The sequence below is a fragment of the Colwellia sp. MB3u-45 genome (assembly GCF_014077005.1).
Classification (GTDB): domain Bacteria; phylum Pseudomonadota; class Gammaproteobacteria; order Enterobacterales; family Alteromonadaceae; genus Cognaticolwellia.
The window spans coordinates 76,303-91,917 of record NZ_JACGVC010000035.1 but is presented as its reverse complement, the minus strand read 5'-3'; the positions used below and the strand labels follow the sequence as shown (position 1 = coordinate 91,917).

General features: G+C 39.3%; 13 protein-coding genes and 1 tRNA gene. 9 read left to right on the top strand and 5 right to left on the bottom strand.

The genetic code is table 11. From position 1 onward, the window contains the following. Positions 1-1,339: 1,339 nt before the first annotated feature. Positions 1,340-1,424, bottom strand: a tRNA-Leu gene (locus H4J41_RS01990). Positions 1,425-2,102: 678 nt separating this feature from the next. On the opposite strand from H4J41_RS01990, the gene H4J41_RS01985 reads away from it, so the two are divergent. Continuing rightward, positions 2,103-2,603 (top strand): RDD family protein, encoded by a 501-nt coding sequence (locus H4J41_RS01985; RefSeq protein ID WP_182136421.1) that lies wholly within the window; start codon positions 2,103-2,105, stop codon positions 2,601-2,603. Positions 2,604-2,707: 104 nt separating this feature from the next. Here the strand turns inward: H4J41_RS01985 and lptG are convergent, their stop codons facing one another. Both lptG and lptF read right to left on the bottom strand, forming a co-directional pair. Then, on the bottom strand, positions 2,708-3,775 hold the full coding sequence (gene lptG, locus H4J41_RS01980; protein WP_182136422.1) for an LPS export ABC transporter permease LptG: 1,068 nt from the start codon (positions 3,773-3,775) through the stop codon (positions 2,708-2,710). Beyond that, on the bottom strand, positions 3,775-4,899 hold the full coding sequence (lptF, locus tag H4J41_RS01975) for an LPS export ABC transporter permease LptF (RefSeq protein ID WP_182136423.1): 1,125 nt from the start codon (positions 4,897-4,899) through the stop codon (positions 3,775-3,777). Before lptF ends, lptG begins: the two co-directional genes overlap by 1 nt. A gap of 239 nt (positions 4,900-5,138) precedes the next feature. Between lptF and pepA the strand changes: the two genes are divergently transcribed. From pepA to H4J41_RS01955, 4 genes are all read left to right on the top strand, one after another. Then, positions 5,139-6,644, top strand: a complete 1,506-nt coding sequence (gene pepA / locus H4J41_RS01970; RefSeq protein WP_182136424.1) for a leucyl aminopeptidase — start codon at positions 5,139-5,141, stop codon at positions 6,642-6,644. A 31-nt stretch (positions 6,645-6,675) separates the two neighbouring features. Next, positions 6,676-7,152 (top strand): DNA polymerase III subunit chi, encoded by a 477-nt coding sequence (locus H4J41_RS01965; protein ID WP_182136425.1) that lies wholly within the window; start codon positions 6,676-6,678, stop codon positions 7,150-7,152. 22 nt (positions 7,153-7,174) lie between these two features. Further along, positions 7,175-10,045: a valine--tRNA ligase gene (locus H4J41_RS01960; RefSeq protein ID WP_182136426.1), complete on the top strand. Its 2,871-nt coding sequence runs from the start codon at positions 7,175-7,177 to the stop codon at positions 10,043-10,045. A gap of 306 nt (positions 10,046-10,351) precedes the next feature. Then, positions 10,352-10,561 (top strand): cold-shock protein, encoded by a 210-nt coding sequence (locus H4J41_RS01955; RefSeq protein WP_146879877.1) that lies wholly within the window; start codon positions 10,352-10,354, stop codon positions 10,559-10,561. A gap of 731 nt (positions 10,562-11,292) precedes the next feature. Here the strand turns inward: H4J41_RS01955 and hemH are convergent. Both hemH and H4J41_RS01945 read right to left on the bottom strand, forming a co-directional pair. Continuing rightward, positions 11,293-12,309: a ferrochelatase gene (hemH, locus tag H4J41_RS01950; RefSeq protein ID WP_182136427.1), complete on the bottom strand. Its 1,017-nt coding sequence runs from the start codon at positions 12,307-12,309 to the stop codon at positions 11,293-11,295. An 8-nt stretch (positions 12,310-12,317) separates the two neighbouring features. Further along, positions 12,318-12,896, bottom strand: a complete 579-nt coding sequence (locus H4J41_RS01945; RefSeq protein ID WP_182136428.1) for a glutathione peroxidase — start codon at positions 12,894-12,896, stop codon at positions 12,318-12,320. Positions 12,897-13,255: 359 nt separating this feature from the next. Here H4J41_RS01945 and ccmA point away from each other — a divergent pair, with 359 nt between their 5' ends. Genes ccmA through ccmD form a run of 4 tightly spaced genes read left to right on the top strand, consistent with a single transcriptional unit; the run spans position 13,256 to position 15,605 of the window. Further along, positions 13,256-13,927 carry a cytochrome c biogenesis heme-transporting ATPase CcmA gene (gene ccmA, locus H4J41_RS01940; RefSeq protein ID WP_182136429.1) on the top strand — a complete coding sequence of 224 codons (672 nt, stop codon included), beginning with the start codon at positions 13,256-13,258 and terminating at the stop codon, positions 13,925-13,927. Between the two features lie 11 nt (positions 13,928-13,938). After that, positions 13,939-14,622 carry a heme exporter protein CcmB gene (gene ccmB, locus H4J41_RS01935; RefSeq protein ID WP_182136430.1) on the top strand — a complete coding sequence of 228 codons (684 nt, stop codon included), beginning with the start codon at positions 13,939-13,941 and terminating at the stop codon, positions 14,620-14,622. A gap of 4 nt (positions 14,623-14,626) precedes the next feature. Then, entirely contained in the window at positions 14,627-15,382 is a 756-nt protein-coding gene (locus tag H4J41_RS01930) for a heme ABC transporter permease (protein ID WP_182136563.1), read from the top strand. After that, a complete protein-coding gene (ccmD, locus tag H4J41_RS01925) occupies positions 15,372-15,605 on the top strand; it encodes a heme exporter protein CcmD (RefSeq protein ID WP_182136431.1) in 234 nt (77 codons plus the stop codon). The genes H4J41_RS01930 and ccmD overlap by 11 nt, the downstream gene beginning before the upstream one ends. Positions 15,606-15,615 lie beyond the last annotated feature (10 nt).

Genomic DNA, 15,615 nt, shown 5'->3' with positions numbered 1-15,615 from the left:
TATCACGTTAAGTTAACCAAATCAGCTTGAACTGAATAAGATAACTTATTAAAACAGCTCTTTGGGGTTACCCCTTGGAACTGGAGCGCATTCTAGAGATTTCTGGCTTCACGTCAACACCTAATATCAATTAAATTGCGATTAAATGACTGTTTGCCTTTTAATTAAGCAACCCTTGCTGTGACTGACTATTAAAGCAACGTTATTGTTATTTTTTAATCGAAAACATATATAGCTATCAACTTAATTAAAGAGTTCTTTAGGATGACTTTATCTTTATAGATATATTTTTTATCAATTTATCTTGTTTTAACCAACAAATAGTTCCAAACCACTATATTAATCTCTTAAAAAGATAAAACTGTACTCCTATATATAGTCCATTCAATGACAGGGACTCACATCGGTATTAAAACCCTACAGATGTATACAGTATCGTTAAACTCATGTTGCTAGATAGAAGTTTAGTTTATTAACTGTTGAATACTAGGAAACATGATTGCATTGATAGGGAGTACATTTACACCTGGTAGATTTTTGGCAATAAAATGGTATTTCCAAGCAAACTCATTTGAATGCGTCACTTCGGTTCATTTTTATTAGATTTATGGCTCGTCTATGCTTGGCTTAATTATCTTAAAGCTATACTGCCATAAGTCTATAAAATTAGGTTCAACTCATTACCTCTATATAGGTATTGCTTTTAACTTGGTAAAAGCACCTTGCATATTGTTCACACTAACTTTTCAGTATCACCATTTTAAGAATTCATTTTTTATGGTCTCAGTAATAATGTTCAAATGAGACAGCCGTTAGCAAATAAATTACTTAGCGCTATAACAGCACCTTATAGTTGTGAGCTATGAATAAGAAATACATCGTGGAAAAACGCTAGGTTATTACTATGCTACTGAGAGTCAGCTAGCATTTTTTGTAAACAGAATGCGTTTAATAAATGCCATATTATACTGCGAGAAAATCTGGCCTTTGTTTACTGCAATGCTCAACAGGAAAGCTAATATTTTACTCTATCATTTACTTTCCTAAGCAGGCTTACAAAGAAAAGCTTAACGGCTAGGATAGGTTTACTCATTAAGAGGTAAAGATTATCGCTAACAAGTGATGAACTACTATCTATGAAATTGACAATCCAATTGTAACGAGGCAAAAGCTAAAATACTGTTTAAGGCAAGCTCAACACATGGAACATTTAGTTTTGATAAAGTGGTAAGACAAGAAAACACTAAAATACAGCGTAATATCATCAAATTTCAGGCACAAAAAAACCGACATCTATTGTCGGTTGTTTGTGTTATAGCCCTTTAAGAAAAGGGAAGAATGGTACCAGCGGTCGGACTCGAACCGACACGTCTTTCGACAGGGGATTTTGAATCCCCCATGTATACCAATTTCATCACGCTGGCATTTCTTTTCTATAACTTCAATAATATAAAGCCTTATTGAAGAGAACAGCATTATACGAAAAATAATCCTGTTAGCAATAGTTTTTCTTTCATTATTACTTAAGTGCTGATTATTTGTTCATCAAGCTACAATCTGTACCAATTTTAGCTGTTTTTCCAACCAAATTCTGGTCTCGAAGATATTATCAAAAAAAGTATGCTTGATACCTGCGGCTCGGTAAATTTTGTTAAATAGGTTTTCGCTTAACTGTGATCTTGTGCAATGCGCTAGATTTACCGCCACCGCTTTAATTTTGCTCTAGCGAATAAAGTTTATATGATATTCAAGACCTGTTTCAACACTAATCGCTTTGCTTTTAGATGTGAGTAAAACTCCAAAATTTCTCTGATCAACTTTTGTAACGGCCAGAGACAAAGCTTGGTGTAAATTTTTTAAGTACTCACTATATCACTGTCCTTGGGTTGCAACTAATATCCAGTTGTCTGCTATCGTCAGTTCCAACCCGCTATTGGGTACAAATAGTGGTTATTATTAAACCTCCTGTTTTATATTCTAAGCACTTAATATTTCATCTGTTTTTGTCTTATTTCTGCTTGGAAATTAAAAATGTCGCTCTCTTACTTATACTTTTATGGGCCTTTTGTTAAACTAGCACAAATTTTTCTATTGATGTGGCTATGTCTTTAACTTCTAACTCACCTTTTCCTCGTGCAGGCTTTCGACGTCGTTTGGCTTCATGGTTGTATGATGCTTTAATTACAATCGCTGTTTACATGAGCGCTGGTGCAGCTTCTTTTTTAATTATTTCATTAATGGTTCATTTTGGCATTTTTGATTTGCAAGGTTATCAGCACTTAAGCGATACCATCACAAATACTTATTGGTTGCTGTGGCCCAATGAACTTTGGAAGCTGAGCTGGGTGGCATTTTTCTTTATCTGGTTTTGGTCTAAAAGCGGCCAAACTTTAGGTATGAAGGCGTGGCGTTTAAAAGTTCAAAATCAAGATGGTAGCTTAATCACTAAAACCACCGCTTTAAAACGCTTATTGCCAACATTATTAGGTTTGGGCAATTTTACGCTCTTGCTTGATAGAAAAGATAAATTGAGTCTACAAGACCGTTTAACTGATACTGAAGTGGTACTTTTAACGCTTGAGGCAAATAGAGGCAGGCTGTAATTATTTGAGGCTGTAACTAATATAAAAACCGAGGTGAATGCAGTAACGCGTTCACCTCTGGTGGCCAACCTAAGCTTTCAAAATTATTGTTGGGTTTGATCTTGCTAACTTGCGCGTTTGTTCATTAAATACAAAGCAATACTGACAAAAATCAGACTAGGCATAAAAGCACCAAAAATAGCGGGTAGCTGATAAACCAAACTGAGTGATCCTAGCACTTCATTGACAATAAAAAATAAAATTCCCGTGGCCACGCCCATCATAATTCTTGCCCCCATAGATACTGAACGTAATGGACCGAAAATAAAAGATAGCGCCACTAATAACATAACTGCCAAGGTAAAGGGTTGTGCTATTTTTCGCCAAAAAGCTAGCAAATATCGACTTTGATCTTGTTTGTTGGCCTCAAGGTACTCTAAATAATCACTTAAGCCCCTTAGTGATAATGACTCAGGCTTAACGGTTACAACACCTAGTTTATCGGGTGTTAATGTTGAACGCCAAGTCATCACGGCTTGGCTTTCTTTACTAATTTCTGTTGCGCCGATTTTGGTTTCAACAACGTCACGTAATTGCCAAGCATTTTTTTGATAAACCGCGCTAGTGGCTGATACCCAACTCGATAGCTTAAGCTGCTCGTTAAAGCGATATATTTGGATGTTTTTTAGGGAACCCTTATCTTGTACTTCACCTATATGAACAAAGTAGTCACCATCTTTTGCCCACGTGCCGCCGCTTGATGAAATTAAACTCCCACCCGAAATAGCTTGAGCTCGCACTTGTCGAGCTGCGGCTTCGCCTTGAGGTGCTAGCCATTCACCAATCGCCATACTAACAATGATCAATAACAATGCTGATTTCATTACTGATTTAATAATATCAAGACGTGAAAGCCCTGCCGCCTGCATAACAATAAGTTCACTACTGCTTGCCATCATCCCCATGCCAATTAAGCCACCGATTAATGCAGACATAGGAAAAAATAACGAGACGTCTTGTGGAATAGCATAAAGCACATAAAGCGCAGCGTGGGCCAAATCATAATTACCTCTGCCAACTGACTTCATTTGCTCAACAAATTTAATAATGCTGCTCAAACTGACAAATACCGCTAAGGTGGTGAAAGTTGTAGAGGTAATAACGCGACCTATGTACATATCTAAAATACGCATTAAGCAGCAACCTTATTTTTAGCGTTCTTCACTTTAAATTTCCTACCACCTTTTCGGCCTTTAACCAATAAACTTAAGCCTAATACCAGCACCGTAAAGTGCACTGGCCACAAACCAATATATTGTGGCACTGAACCTCTTTCTATCCCTGAACGAATCGCGGTTAGTAATAAAAAGTAACTTAAAAACAGTAACAATGCCGGTAGCATTTTACCAAATTTACCTTGGCGCGGATTGACAACGCTTAATGGCACGGCCACCAAGGTCATAATAATACAAGCCAATGGAAAGGCGATCCGCCATTGGCTTTCTGCACTTGTTTCTGGCGTTTGTGCTTGATAAAGCTCTGAGGTTGGTATTGCACTGAGCTTGCGGCGTTTATGGGCCACCTTTTGATCTTGAATTTGAATATAATATTTATCAAAGGAAACTTGTCGAAACTCTTTATTTTTGATGTCATTTTGATAACGGGTACCGGCTGATAGTATTAAACGCTGCGAGCCAGTTTCTTCTTCAACAACTTGGCCGGTTGCGGCATAAACTAAGCTAGAGTCGATAACACTAGCGTTTGGTGTACTTTCATTAGGCAACTGCGCAACAAAAACCTTTTCAAAAGTATTGTCATTACGATTTTTATCATGAATAAAGATGACTGCTTTTTTATTACCTGTAGTTTGAAAACGTCCAGCAATCAACGAACTTAAACCTGAATCAGACGCAATTTGATCTTTAACTTGATGTTCATACTCTGCTGCCATGGGCGATAAATAAAGCGTAAATATGCCGGTAATAATAGCGGTAACAAAACCTAAAATTAAGGTAACGCGCACCACATACCACTCACTGACACCACAAGCATGCAGTACCGTCATTTCATTTTCAGCGTAAATACGGCCATAAGCCAATAAAACCCCAAGAAAAAAACTTAAGGGTAAAATCATACCGGCAAGATCAGGGATTTTGAGGCCAATAAATGTCATCACTAAATGACCTGGAATGCCACCTTCTGAAGCATCATCAAGCACACGAACGAATTTATTGCTGATAAATATTGTCATAATGACAAGAAATACCGCAAGTTGGGTTTTGGCAACTTCTTTGAGCAAATAACGAAATATAATCACAAAGTGATCCTATAAAAACTTAGTTTTTTCTGACATACAGCCATTTTTTCAGTAAACTTGTTATTTTTAGCATTAAACTAAATTTAAGCTTGCTAGGTAACGCTGTGCAATACGGCTATAATTATAGCCTTTAGCCGAATACATTTAAAAGCAAGCTTAGCGATTATTTACTGTTTTTAGCAAGATAAATAGTATATTTTCAATAAAATATACGCATTTGAGTCAAATTAGGAGACATCATGGAGTTCAGTGTAAAGAGTGGCAGTCCGGAAAAACAACGTAGCGCCTGTATTGTTGTCGGTGTTTTCGAACCTCGTCGTTTGTCAGCTATCGCAGAACAACTAGATGAAATTAGTGAAGGCTATATTAGCAATTTATTACGCCGTGGCGATCTAGAGGGAAAATCAGGGCAAATGTTGTTACTACATCATGTGCCAAATATTCTTAGTGAACGCGTGTTATTAGTGGGCTGTGGTAAAGAACGTGAGTTAGACGAACGTCAGTATCGCCAAATTATCAGCAAAACGATCAGTACCTTAAATGAAACCGGTTCAATGGAAGCAGTGTGCTTTTTGTCTGAATTACATGTTAAAGGCCGCGATACTTACTGGAAAGTACGTCAAGCGATTGAAGCAACACAAGATTGCCTCTACAGCTTTAACAGTTTGAAAACTCGTAAAGAAGAGCCTCGCCGCCCTTTACGTAAAATAGTATTTAATGTCCCAACTCGCCGTGAGTTACCGATTGGTGAACGTGCTATTAACCATGCTTTGGCTATTGCAAAAGGTATCACAAGCTGTAAAAACGTGGCTAACATGCCACCTAATATTTGTAATCCTGCCTACTTGGCTGAACAAGCTCAAATGCTGGATAGCAACTACGACAATGTCAGTACTAAAATAGTTAATGAAGAAGAAATGGCTGAATTGGGCATGGGATCATATTTAGCCGTAGGCCGTGGTTCGGTTAATGAGTCACTGATGAGCATTATTAAATATGATGGCGCTGGTGATGATTCAAAGCCGCTAGTGTTAGTCGGTAAAGGTTTAACCTTTGACAGTGGTGGTATTTCATTAAAACCAGGCGCAGGCATGGATGAAATGAAATATGATATGGGCGGTGCAGCCGGTGTTTTAGGTGCTATGCATGCACTGGCAGAACTTGCCCTACCGATCAACGTTATTGGTGTTTTAGCCGGTTGTGAAAACATGCCAAGCAGTAACGCTTATCGCCCAGGCGACATCTTAACCACTATGTCGGGTCAAACCGTTGAAGTATTAAACACAGATGCTGAAGGCCGTTTAGTTTTATGTGATGCCTTGACCTATATTGAGCGCTTTGATCCCGAACTGGTTATTGATGTTGCCACCTTAACAGGCGCTTGTGTTGTGGCTTTAGGTGCTCATGCAACCGCCTTATTCAGTAGTCATAATCCACTCGCGCATGAGTTATTAAACGCTTCTGAGCAAAGTGGTGACAGAGCATGGCGCATGCCTTTATGGGACGACTATCAAGATCAACTTGAAAGCCCATTTGCTGACTTTACCAATTTAGGTGGTAAAGAGGCCGGCGCAATCACCGCCGCCTGTTTCTTATCACGCTTTACCAAAAAATATAATTGGGCGCATTTAGACATTGCCGGTACGGCATGGCGCGGTGGTAAAAACAAAGGTTCAACAGGCCGACCGGTAAGCATGCTAACGCAGTTCTTATTAAATCGTTCTGGCGCTGAGCAAGGCGAATAGTTTTCACTGAATTTATAGCCGGAATAAAGTCATGCTAACCCAAGCAATGTTCTACAGTATTGAAGAACAAAGTAGTATTGTAGGTGTCACTGAAGCACAGCTGCACCTGCATTATGCCTGCCTGCAAGCCGCTTACTTTTACCGGCAAAATCAGCGAGTATTTATTTATACTCAAGATCAACAAAGTGCTCATGATATTGATGAAATGTTATGGGCCTTTGATCCAACAAGTTTTGTACCACATAATTTAATTGGTGAAGGTCCAAAACAAGGTGCTGCCGTGGAAATTAGCTGGCAGCCCCCAACAAACCGGCGTGCGGTTTTAATCAATTTAACCAGCAAGGTGCCTAACTTTGCTCACCAATTTTCGCATTTGATAGATTTTGTACCCCGTGATGAAACACTTAAACAACAAGCTCGAGATCGTTTTCGAACTTGTCGTCAATGGGGTTTTCAGGTCGCTCACCAAGTGGCAAGCGCACCGCAAACTATCGATACAACAAGTTAAAATTCTTCTGACGGAAACTCTGATGGAAAAAACATTTACCCCCGCTGATATTGAACAATCCCTTTATAAAAGTTGGGAAGAACAAGGTTACTTTAGCCCGACAGGTGAAGGCGATAGCTACAGCATTGCCATACCACCACCCAATGTGACGGGTAGTTTGCATATGGGCCATGCTTTTCAGCAAACCATTATGGATACCTTAATTCGTTATCAGCGCATGCAAGGTAAAAATACCTTATGGCAAACAGGCTGTGACCATGCCGGTATTGCGACACAAATGGTGGTTGAGCGTAAAATTGCCGCAGAAGAAGACAAAACCCGTCATGACTATGGCCGCGAAGCCTTCATTGATAAAATTTGGCAATGGAAAGAAGAATCTGGCGGCACTATCGGTAAGCAAATGCGCCGTTTAGGCAACTCTATTGACTGGTCTCGTGAACGCTTCACCATGGATGAAGGCATGTCTGAAGCTGTGCAAGAAGTATTTGTTCGCTTATATGAAGACAACTTAATTTATCGCGGTAAACGCCTAGTTAATTGGGATCCAAAATTCCACACGGCAATTTCCGATTTAGAAGTTGAAAATAAAGACAAAAAAGGCCACATGTGGCATTTACGTTACCCGTTAGCTAATGGTGCAAAAACAGCAGAAGGTCTTGATTATTTAGTGGTTGCCACCACACGACCTGAAACTATGTTGGGTGATACCGGTATAGCGGTAAACCCAGAAGATCCTCGTTATAAAGATTTAATTGGTCAACAGGTTTTATTACCCTTAGTTAATCGTTTAATTCCCATTGTTGGTGATGACCATGCCGATATAGACAAAGGCACCGGTTGTGTAAAAATCACTCCAGCCCATGACTTCAATGATAATGAAGTCGGTAAGCGTCATCAATTACCACAAATCAATATTTTTGATAAAGACGCCGCTGTATTAGCCACTGCTGAAGTTTATGATACTAAAGGTGAAGTGTGTGACGTTTATGATGCACAATTACCTGCTGAATTTGCCGGTATGGACCGTTTTGTCGCCCGTAAAGCTATCGTAGCTAAGTTTGACGAATTAGGTTTGTTAGTTGAAGTAAAAGAACATGATTTAGTTGCCCCTTACGGTGATAGATCTGGCGTTATTATTGAGCCCTTACTTACCGACCAGTGGTACGTTCGTGTAGAAAAACTTGTCGGTCCTGCCGTTGACGCGGTAAAAGATGGCCAAATAGAGTTTGTCCCTAAGCAATATGAAAACATGTACTTTGCTTGGATGAACAATATTCAAGACTGGTGTATTTCACGCCAACTTTGGTGGGGACATCGAATTCCCGCTTGGTATGATGAAAATGGCAAAGTTTATGTCGGTCGCACGGAAGCAGAAGTACGTGCTAATAACCCGATTGGCGACGAGATGAAACTAAACCAAGATGATGATGTACTGGATACCTGGTTCTCATCAGCTTTATGGACTTTCTCAACCCTAGGTTGGCCAAAAGAAACTGAAGATTTAAAAACTTTCCATCCTACTGATGTTTTAGTTACTGGTTTTGATATTATTTTCTTCTGGGTTGCTCGTATGATCATGATGACCATGCATTTCAACAAAGATGAAAAGGGTAAAGCCCAAATACCGTTTAAAAAAATCTACATGACCGGCCTTATTCGTGATGAAAATGGCGATAAAATGAGTAAATCAAAAGGCAATGTTATTGATCCCCTGGACATGATCGATGGCGTTTCACTTGAAGACTTACTACAAAAACGTACCGGTAATATGATGCAGCCTAAAATGGCCGCTAAAATTGAAAAGCTGACCAAAAAAGAATTTCCTAACGGCATAGAAGCCCACGGTACTGATGCCTTACGCTTTACCTTGACGTCTGTAGCAACCACTGGCCGTGATATTAGCTGGGATATGAAACGTCTTGAGGGTTACCGTAACTTTACCAACAAGCTCTGGAATGCCAGCCGTTATGTACTGATGAATACGGAAGAATTTGATTGCGGCCGCTCTACACCAGACAAACCAAGTGCTGCAATGGAGTTTTCACTGGCTGACCGTTGGATTATCGGCCAATTACAACAAACAGTTAAAACTGTACATGAAGCCTTTGATGCTTTTCGTTTTGACTTGGCTTCACAAGCATTATACGAATTTACTTGGCATCAATTTTGTGACTGGTATTTAGAATTAACGAAACCCATATTATTTAAAGGCAGCGAAGCACAGCAACGTGGCACTCGTCATACCTTAGTTAATGTTTTAGAAAGCTTACTGCGTTTAATGCACCCTATTATGCCATTTATCACTGAAACTATTTGGCAGCGCGTTGTACCCTTAACTAACTTTGAAAAAACTGGCGATAGCATTATGATACAAAGCTTTCCACAGTTTGACCAAAGCCAATGTGACCAAACCGCCATTGATGATTTAGAGTGGGTTAAACAGTTTGTCGTTGCCATTCGTAATATTCGGGGTGAAATGGATATCACACCAAGTAAGCCATTACCGGTACTACTGAAACATGTTAATGCTGATGACCAACGTCGCCTGAATGAAAATGAGCAATTTATCAGTGCCTTAGCAAAATTAGAGAGCATTAGCTTATTGTCTGACGACGATAAAGGTCCAGCGTCTGCCACCGCCGTTGTTGGTGACTTATCAATATTAATACCTATGGCAGGTTTAATCGATAAAGACGCTGAATTAGCTCGCTTAGACAAAGCCATTGATAAGTTATCAAAAGACGCAGACCGTGTTCGTGCTAAGTTAAACAATGAAAGTTTTGTTAGCAAAGCACCCGAAGCTGTGATCAATAAAGAAAAAGCAAAGTTAGCTGATGCTGAGTCTACCCTGGCCAAAATGGTTGACCAGAAAGTCCAAATTGCAGAAATTTAATCACTGATTCAAAATAAAGCATAAAAGCCAGCCTCTTAGCTGGCTTTTTTTTGGGCTAAAAAAGTAAAATAATCTTGGTATTATTTAGAGATTCCTTAATTCTAATGTGTTAATATGTATTCGCGTTGAGTTTTTGCGTTTCGGGATAAGGAGAGCTCCATTGGTCAAAAGACCTATGATCAGCCTAGACGCTTTAATATGTGTTACTGGAAACCTTTCTCTATCTACATTTTAGATAGAGGGCATTTACTCCGTATATGGCCATTTTGGCTAAACTTTAATTTTTGACCTGCGAGAAATGTTGGTATGTCTGATACAGTAACTGGTAAAGTAAAATTTTTTAACGAATCTAAAGGATTTGGTTTCATCGAGCAAGAAAACGGCGCTGACGTTTTTGTTCATTTTAGTGCAATCTCTGGCGACGGTTTCCGTACATTGACTGATGGTCAATCGGTAACTTTCAGCGTAAAACAAGGCCAAAAAGGTCCTGAAGCTGAAAACGTAGTTGCATCTTAGTCTACAGTGCATAATAAGCTTTAGTATTAACTAGTGCTTAAATAAAAAACGAAACTTATGTTTCGTTTTTTTGTTTTTATCGCTTGAAAAACCTAATTAATACAACTTATAACCTGACGAGCTCTGGTCATTGAAATAAGTAAATCAGCACTTATAAATGAGCAGATATAATCAATAGCACATGGTTGTTGTTCGAAACTAAACATAAGTCCCTACCTCTATGTAGGCAAGATACACGATTAATTCTTACATGGCCGTTACTCGCTATCCATGGCTTCATAGATCGGCTTCACAGATCGCTTCACAGATCGCTTCACAGCATGAGTAAATCCTTGCCGATGGATTTAGCAATAGCTAACGTGTGTTATTGAGAGCACAACAGCCGTAGTGTATTTTAACCAGCACAGCTAAGTAATAACATAATGAAATGGGTGCAAGCGAGTAGAATAATGCAAGCGCATATTGACCAGCGATATTAATTAATTATTGGGATTGAAGATAACGCGAGCATGGACCACTTAAGCCATCTCAGAATAATCGATTATTTATTTCAATGACAACTTAGGCAAGAACTTAAATAATTGCCGAAAAATAAACGACAACTAGTTAAGTTTAATAGTTAAGTTCAATGGATAGGGTTACTTAAGCGCAGTTGCACAACTGAGCAATAAGTAACCTATATGATGCTAGCAAGATAAGTCTTGGTATCTATAGCCTTTAAAGCAGAGTATTTAATTAATATGTGGTTCTATTAATTCAAGCATAACGTCAATGTGGGCATCATCATCATTTAGTGCTGGAATATAATGATATTTTTCACCTCCCGCATCAATAAATACGTCTTTGTTTTCGTGTACTAATTCTTCTAAAGTTTCTAAACAGTCGGCACTAAATGCCGGGCTAATAATCGCTACATGCTTATTGCCATCTTCAGCAAGTTTTGCCAAGGTTTCATCTGTATAAGGTTTAAGCCACTCGGCTTTACCAAAACGCGATTGAAAGGTCATAACATAATCATCTTTACTTAAGCCAAGTTCTTCAACCACTAAACGGGTGGTTTTATGGCTAAAACAATAATATGGGTCGCCCTGCTCTAAAAAATACTTTGGCATACCATGATAAGAAAAAACTAACTTATCAGGCTTACCATGTTCAGCTATATAGTTATTAATGCTGGCCGCTAATGCCTTAATGTATAAAGGTTTGTCGTGATAACCACTTTGAAAATGGATACTGGGGATCCAGCGCCATTTTTTAATTTTATTGAACACAGCATCAAAGGTTGCCCCTATAGTTGGACCCGCATATTGTGGATACAAAGGGAGAACAATAATATTGTTAACACCGTTTTTTTGAAAATTTTCTAAAGCATCACCAATCGATGGATTACCATAACGCATAGCCACATCAACCATCACGTTATCGCCATACTTTGCTGTGAGTACTTTCTCAACTTTAGCTTTTTGTTGCTTACTAATCACTAACAAAGGCGAACCTTCCTCAGTCCAAACCGTTTCATATAACTTAGCTGATTTCTTTGGCCGCACTCGAAGAATAATGCCATGTAATATCACAAACCAAATCAAGCGAGGAATTTCCACTACTCGTGGATCAGATAAAAACTCGCCTAAATAACGCCTAAGCGCCTTTGGTGTTGGGCTATCGGGTGTGCCTAAATTAGTTAATAATACGCCCGTTTTTGTCGTGCAATCATGAATTTTTTTACTTTGGCCTGCATATCTTGACATAATTCTCTCTATAATATTTCGTTAATGGCGTTGATAAAAATGTCTGAATCAGGCTTTACACGGCTGTTGAAGTGCTTAACCGTTTTACCATCCGCACTAACTAAATACTTATAAAAATTCCATTTAGGTGCAGTGGTTTTTTCCGCTAATACTTTAAAAATAGGATGGGCCTCACTGCCATATACATGCACAGGCGATAACATAGTAAAAGTTACGCCATAGTTTACAAAACAGATATCAGCGGTATCTTTTTCGTCATCTTCTTCTTGAAAAAAGTCATCTGAAGGAAAGCCAATAACCACTAATCCTTGCTCTTGGTATTCTTTATGCAAAGCTTCGAGCGCTGTAAATTGTGGAGTAAAACCACAATGACTAGCCGTATTGACAATTAACATTGCCTTACCCGCCGTTAACTGACAAAGATCAAGCAGTTCTTTAGCATGCAATTTTTTTTCACTGTGTTGCATAAATGCTAAACATTGTGCTGAAGGGTCGATGTTAATGTTTTTAGTGATATCGACTTCGGCCTGCGCTTTAACGGTAAAGCTTGTTAAAGCAATAATGCTAATCAACAATAAATTTTTCATGAGCTTCCTTCTTAAGGCTATTTCTACCGACATATTATCGTAATTATCTCAGCAAAGGAATTATCCGTGCTGATGATAATGTGCTATGTATTCTATCCGCTATTATACGAATTGGAGCAATAAATTGATCACTTATTAAAAATTAAATAGCCTTATTAACAAAGCGGTGCGGAAAAACTGTTACTCAGCTTTATTGAACGATATAGTAGCCTGCAATGTGTTTACAGTGATTATAATAAAACCTGAAACACGCATTACAACCTAATGACATAAATCAAAAGCTAGTCGGTTAATTAGGTTATTATCATCTCAATAGTGACATGACCCCATGCCTACACGTAACAATTAAGTGAAAAAGTTTGTCAAGATTACACAGCGAAAACACAGCATTTACACCGAACACCAATAGCTTACTAAGCGCCAGTAATTTAGCTTGTATACGTGGCGATCGCCTGTTGTTTGAAACACTTGATATTAACATTGCCGCAGGCGATATTGTGCAAGTTGAAGGGCCAAATGGTGCTGGAAAAACTAGTTTATTGCGCATTCTTTCTGGGCTTTCTCAGCCTTATGACGGTCAGGTTTATTTTCAAGATAAAAGAATTACTCAACACCGTGAAACATTCCATCAAGATTTACTTTATTTAGGTCACTTACCAGGTGTTAAAGACGAGATGACCGCACAAGAAAATCTCGAGTTTAATCTGGCTTTACATGGCCTAAATAGTGCCACAGCTGAGGCGACATTAGCAGAAGTAAACTTACTTGGCTTTGAGGATGCGCTAGCTGCTCACTTAAGTGCAGGACAGCACCGTCGAATATCTTTAGCCCGCTTATGGCAAAGCCAAGCTAAAATTTGGATTTTAGATGAACCCTTCACCGCTATTGATAAGTTAGGCGTGGAAAAATTAGAACAATTATTTTTACAACATGCTGACAACGGTGGCTGTGTGATATTAACCACTCATCAAGATCTCTCATTACCCGCAGAGCGAGTAAAGAAAGTCACTTTAGCTTATCGTTTTTATTAGGGTCATCACTTATGACACAAGTTTCTTACCGCGCGGCCTTTGGCTTAATTGTTAAAAGAGATCTGATGATCGCTTTTCGTCATCGCGACGACATTATTAATCCTTTATTGTTCTTTGTTATTGTCGTCACGCTATTTCCGTTAGGCGTTGGCCCAGAAAGTACAACGTTATCACGCATTGCCCCAGGCATTATTTGGGTTGCGGCTTTACTCGCCACTTTGCTATCACTGGACAGATTGTTTAAGTCAGATTACGCAGACGGCTCACTAGAACAAATGTTATTAAGCCCGCAGCCAATATTTATATTAGTGCTGGCTAAAATTGTTGCACATTGGTTGCTTACCGGCTTACCATTAATACTGATCGCGCCATTGCTCGCAGTATTACTGCATTTAAATGAGCACAGCTATGGTGCGCTAATGCTAACACTATTACTGGGCACGCCCGTATTGAGCTTGCTTGGCGCTATTGGTGTTGCTTTAACTGTTGGCATTAAAAAAGGGGGGGTATTACTTAGCTTATTGGTACTGCCGCTTTACATTCCCGTACTTATTTTTGCCACTAGCGCAATCGATACTGCGGCAATGAACTTACCTTATAACGGACAACTTGCTATAATCGCGGCAATATTTTTTGCCTCGTTAACCTTGGCCCCATTTGCTGTAAGTGCAGCGCTGAAAGTGAGTACAAATTAATATGATGTGGAAGTGGCTTCACCCTTACGCAAATCCTGAGATTAGCTATCATTTTGCGGGTAAAATATTACCTTGGTGCGCGCGCCTAGCCTTTGTTTTTTTAGCTATTGGTATTACTTGGGCCTTACTATTTGCCCCTGCTGATTATCAACAAGGTGATACCTTTAGAATTTTCTATTTACATGTACCTGCGGCGATGTTGTCTATGGGTATATACTTAGGCATGGCCATTGCGGCGTTATCTAGCTTAGTGTGGCAATTAAGACTTGCTGATGCCACAGCGGCTGCCATGGCACCTATCGGCGCGACTTTTACTTTTATCGCCCTTATTACCGGTGCGGCCTGGGGCAAACCTATGTGGGGTACGTGGTGGATTTGGGATGCCCGACTGACTTCTGAGCTAATATTATTATTTTTATACTTGGGCGTTATCGCTTTACATAATGCTTTTGAAGATAAAAATTTAGCAGGCAAAGCAGCCGGCATTCTTGCCTTAGTGGGCGTGATTAATTTACCGATTATTAAATATTCTGTCGAGTGGTGGAACACCCTGCATCAAGGGGCAACCGTGAGTAAGCTAGGCCAACCTTCGATGACTGCAGATATGTTTTGGCCATTTTTGGTTTGTTTTATTGGTTTTGCTTTTTTAGTCACAGCGTTAATCTGCTTACGTTTTCGCAGCGAAATACTCAATCGTAACAGTATGCGCCCTTGGGTACGTGAATTAGTGGCTACTGAGGAGAAAGCGCATGCAGTTTGATAGTTTCAGTGCTTTTATCGCTATGGGCGGCTATGGATTTTATGTCTGGTTATCCTATGGCGTTAGTATTTTGGCTTTAGCCTTATTAGTGTTTTCGAGTATCACGGATCATAAAAAAATTAAGCAACAAATAGCCCAGCGTCAAAAACGCGAAGCAAAATTACGTCAAGCGGCCGAGCTACAAAACACACAACCCCGTGCTGACATCAGTCATAAAACTTAAGAGGTAACCG

Bases quoted from the DNA above. Each gene is read 5' to 3' on its own strand.
- H4J41_RS01985 (WP_182136421.1), top strand. From the start codon at position 2,103: ATGTCTTTAACTTCTAACTCACCTTTTCCTCGTGCAGGCTTTCGACGT.
- lptG (WP_182136422.1), bottom strand. From the start codon at position 3,775: ATGCGTATTTTAGATATGTACATAGGTCGCGTTATTACCTCTACAACT.
- pepA (WP_182136424.1), top strand. From the start codon at position 5,139: ATGGAGTTCAGTGTAAAGAGTGGCAGTCCGGAAAAACAACGTAGCGCC.
- H4J41_RS01965 (WP_182136425.1), top strand. From the start codon at position 6,676: ATGCTAACCCAAGCAATGTTCTACAGTATTGAAGAACAAAGTAGTATT.
- H4J41_RS01960 (WP_182136426.1), top strand. From the start codon at position 7,175: ATGGAAAAAACATTTACCCCCGCTGATATTGAACAATCCCTTTATAAA.
- H4J41_RS01955 (WP_146879877.1), top strand. From the start codon at position 10,352: ATGTCTGATACAGTAACTGGTAAAGTAAAATTTTTTAACGAATCTAAA.
- hemH (WP_182136427.1), bottom strand. From the start codon at position 12,309: ATGTCAAGATATGCAGGCCAAAGTAAAAAAATTCATGATTGCACGACA.
- H4J41_RS01945 (WP_182136428.1), bottom strand. From the start codon at position 12,896: ATGAAAAATTTATTGTTGATTAGCATTATTGCTTTAACAAGCTTTACC.
- ccmB (WP_182136430.1), top strand. From the start codon at position 13,939: ATGACACAAGTTTCTTACCGCGCGGCCTTTGGCTTAATTGTTAAAAGA.
- H4J41_RS01930 (WP_182136563.1), top strand. From the start codon at position 14,627: ATGTGGAAGTGGCTTCACCCTTACGCAAATCCTGAGATTAGCTATCAT.
- ccmD (WP_182136431.1), top strand. From the start codon at position 15,372: ATGCAGTTTGATAGTTTCAGTGCTTTTATCGCTATGGGCGGCTATGGA.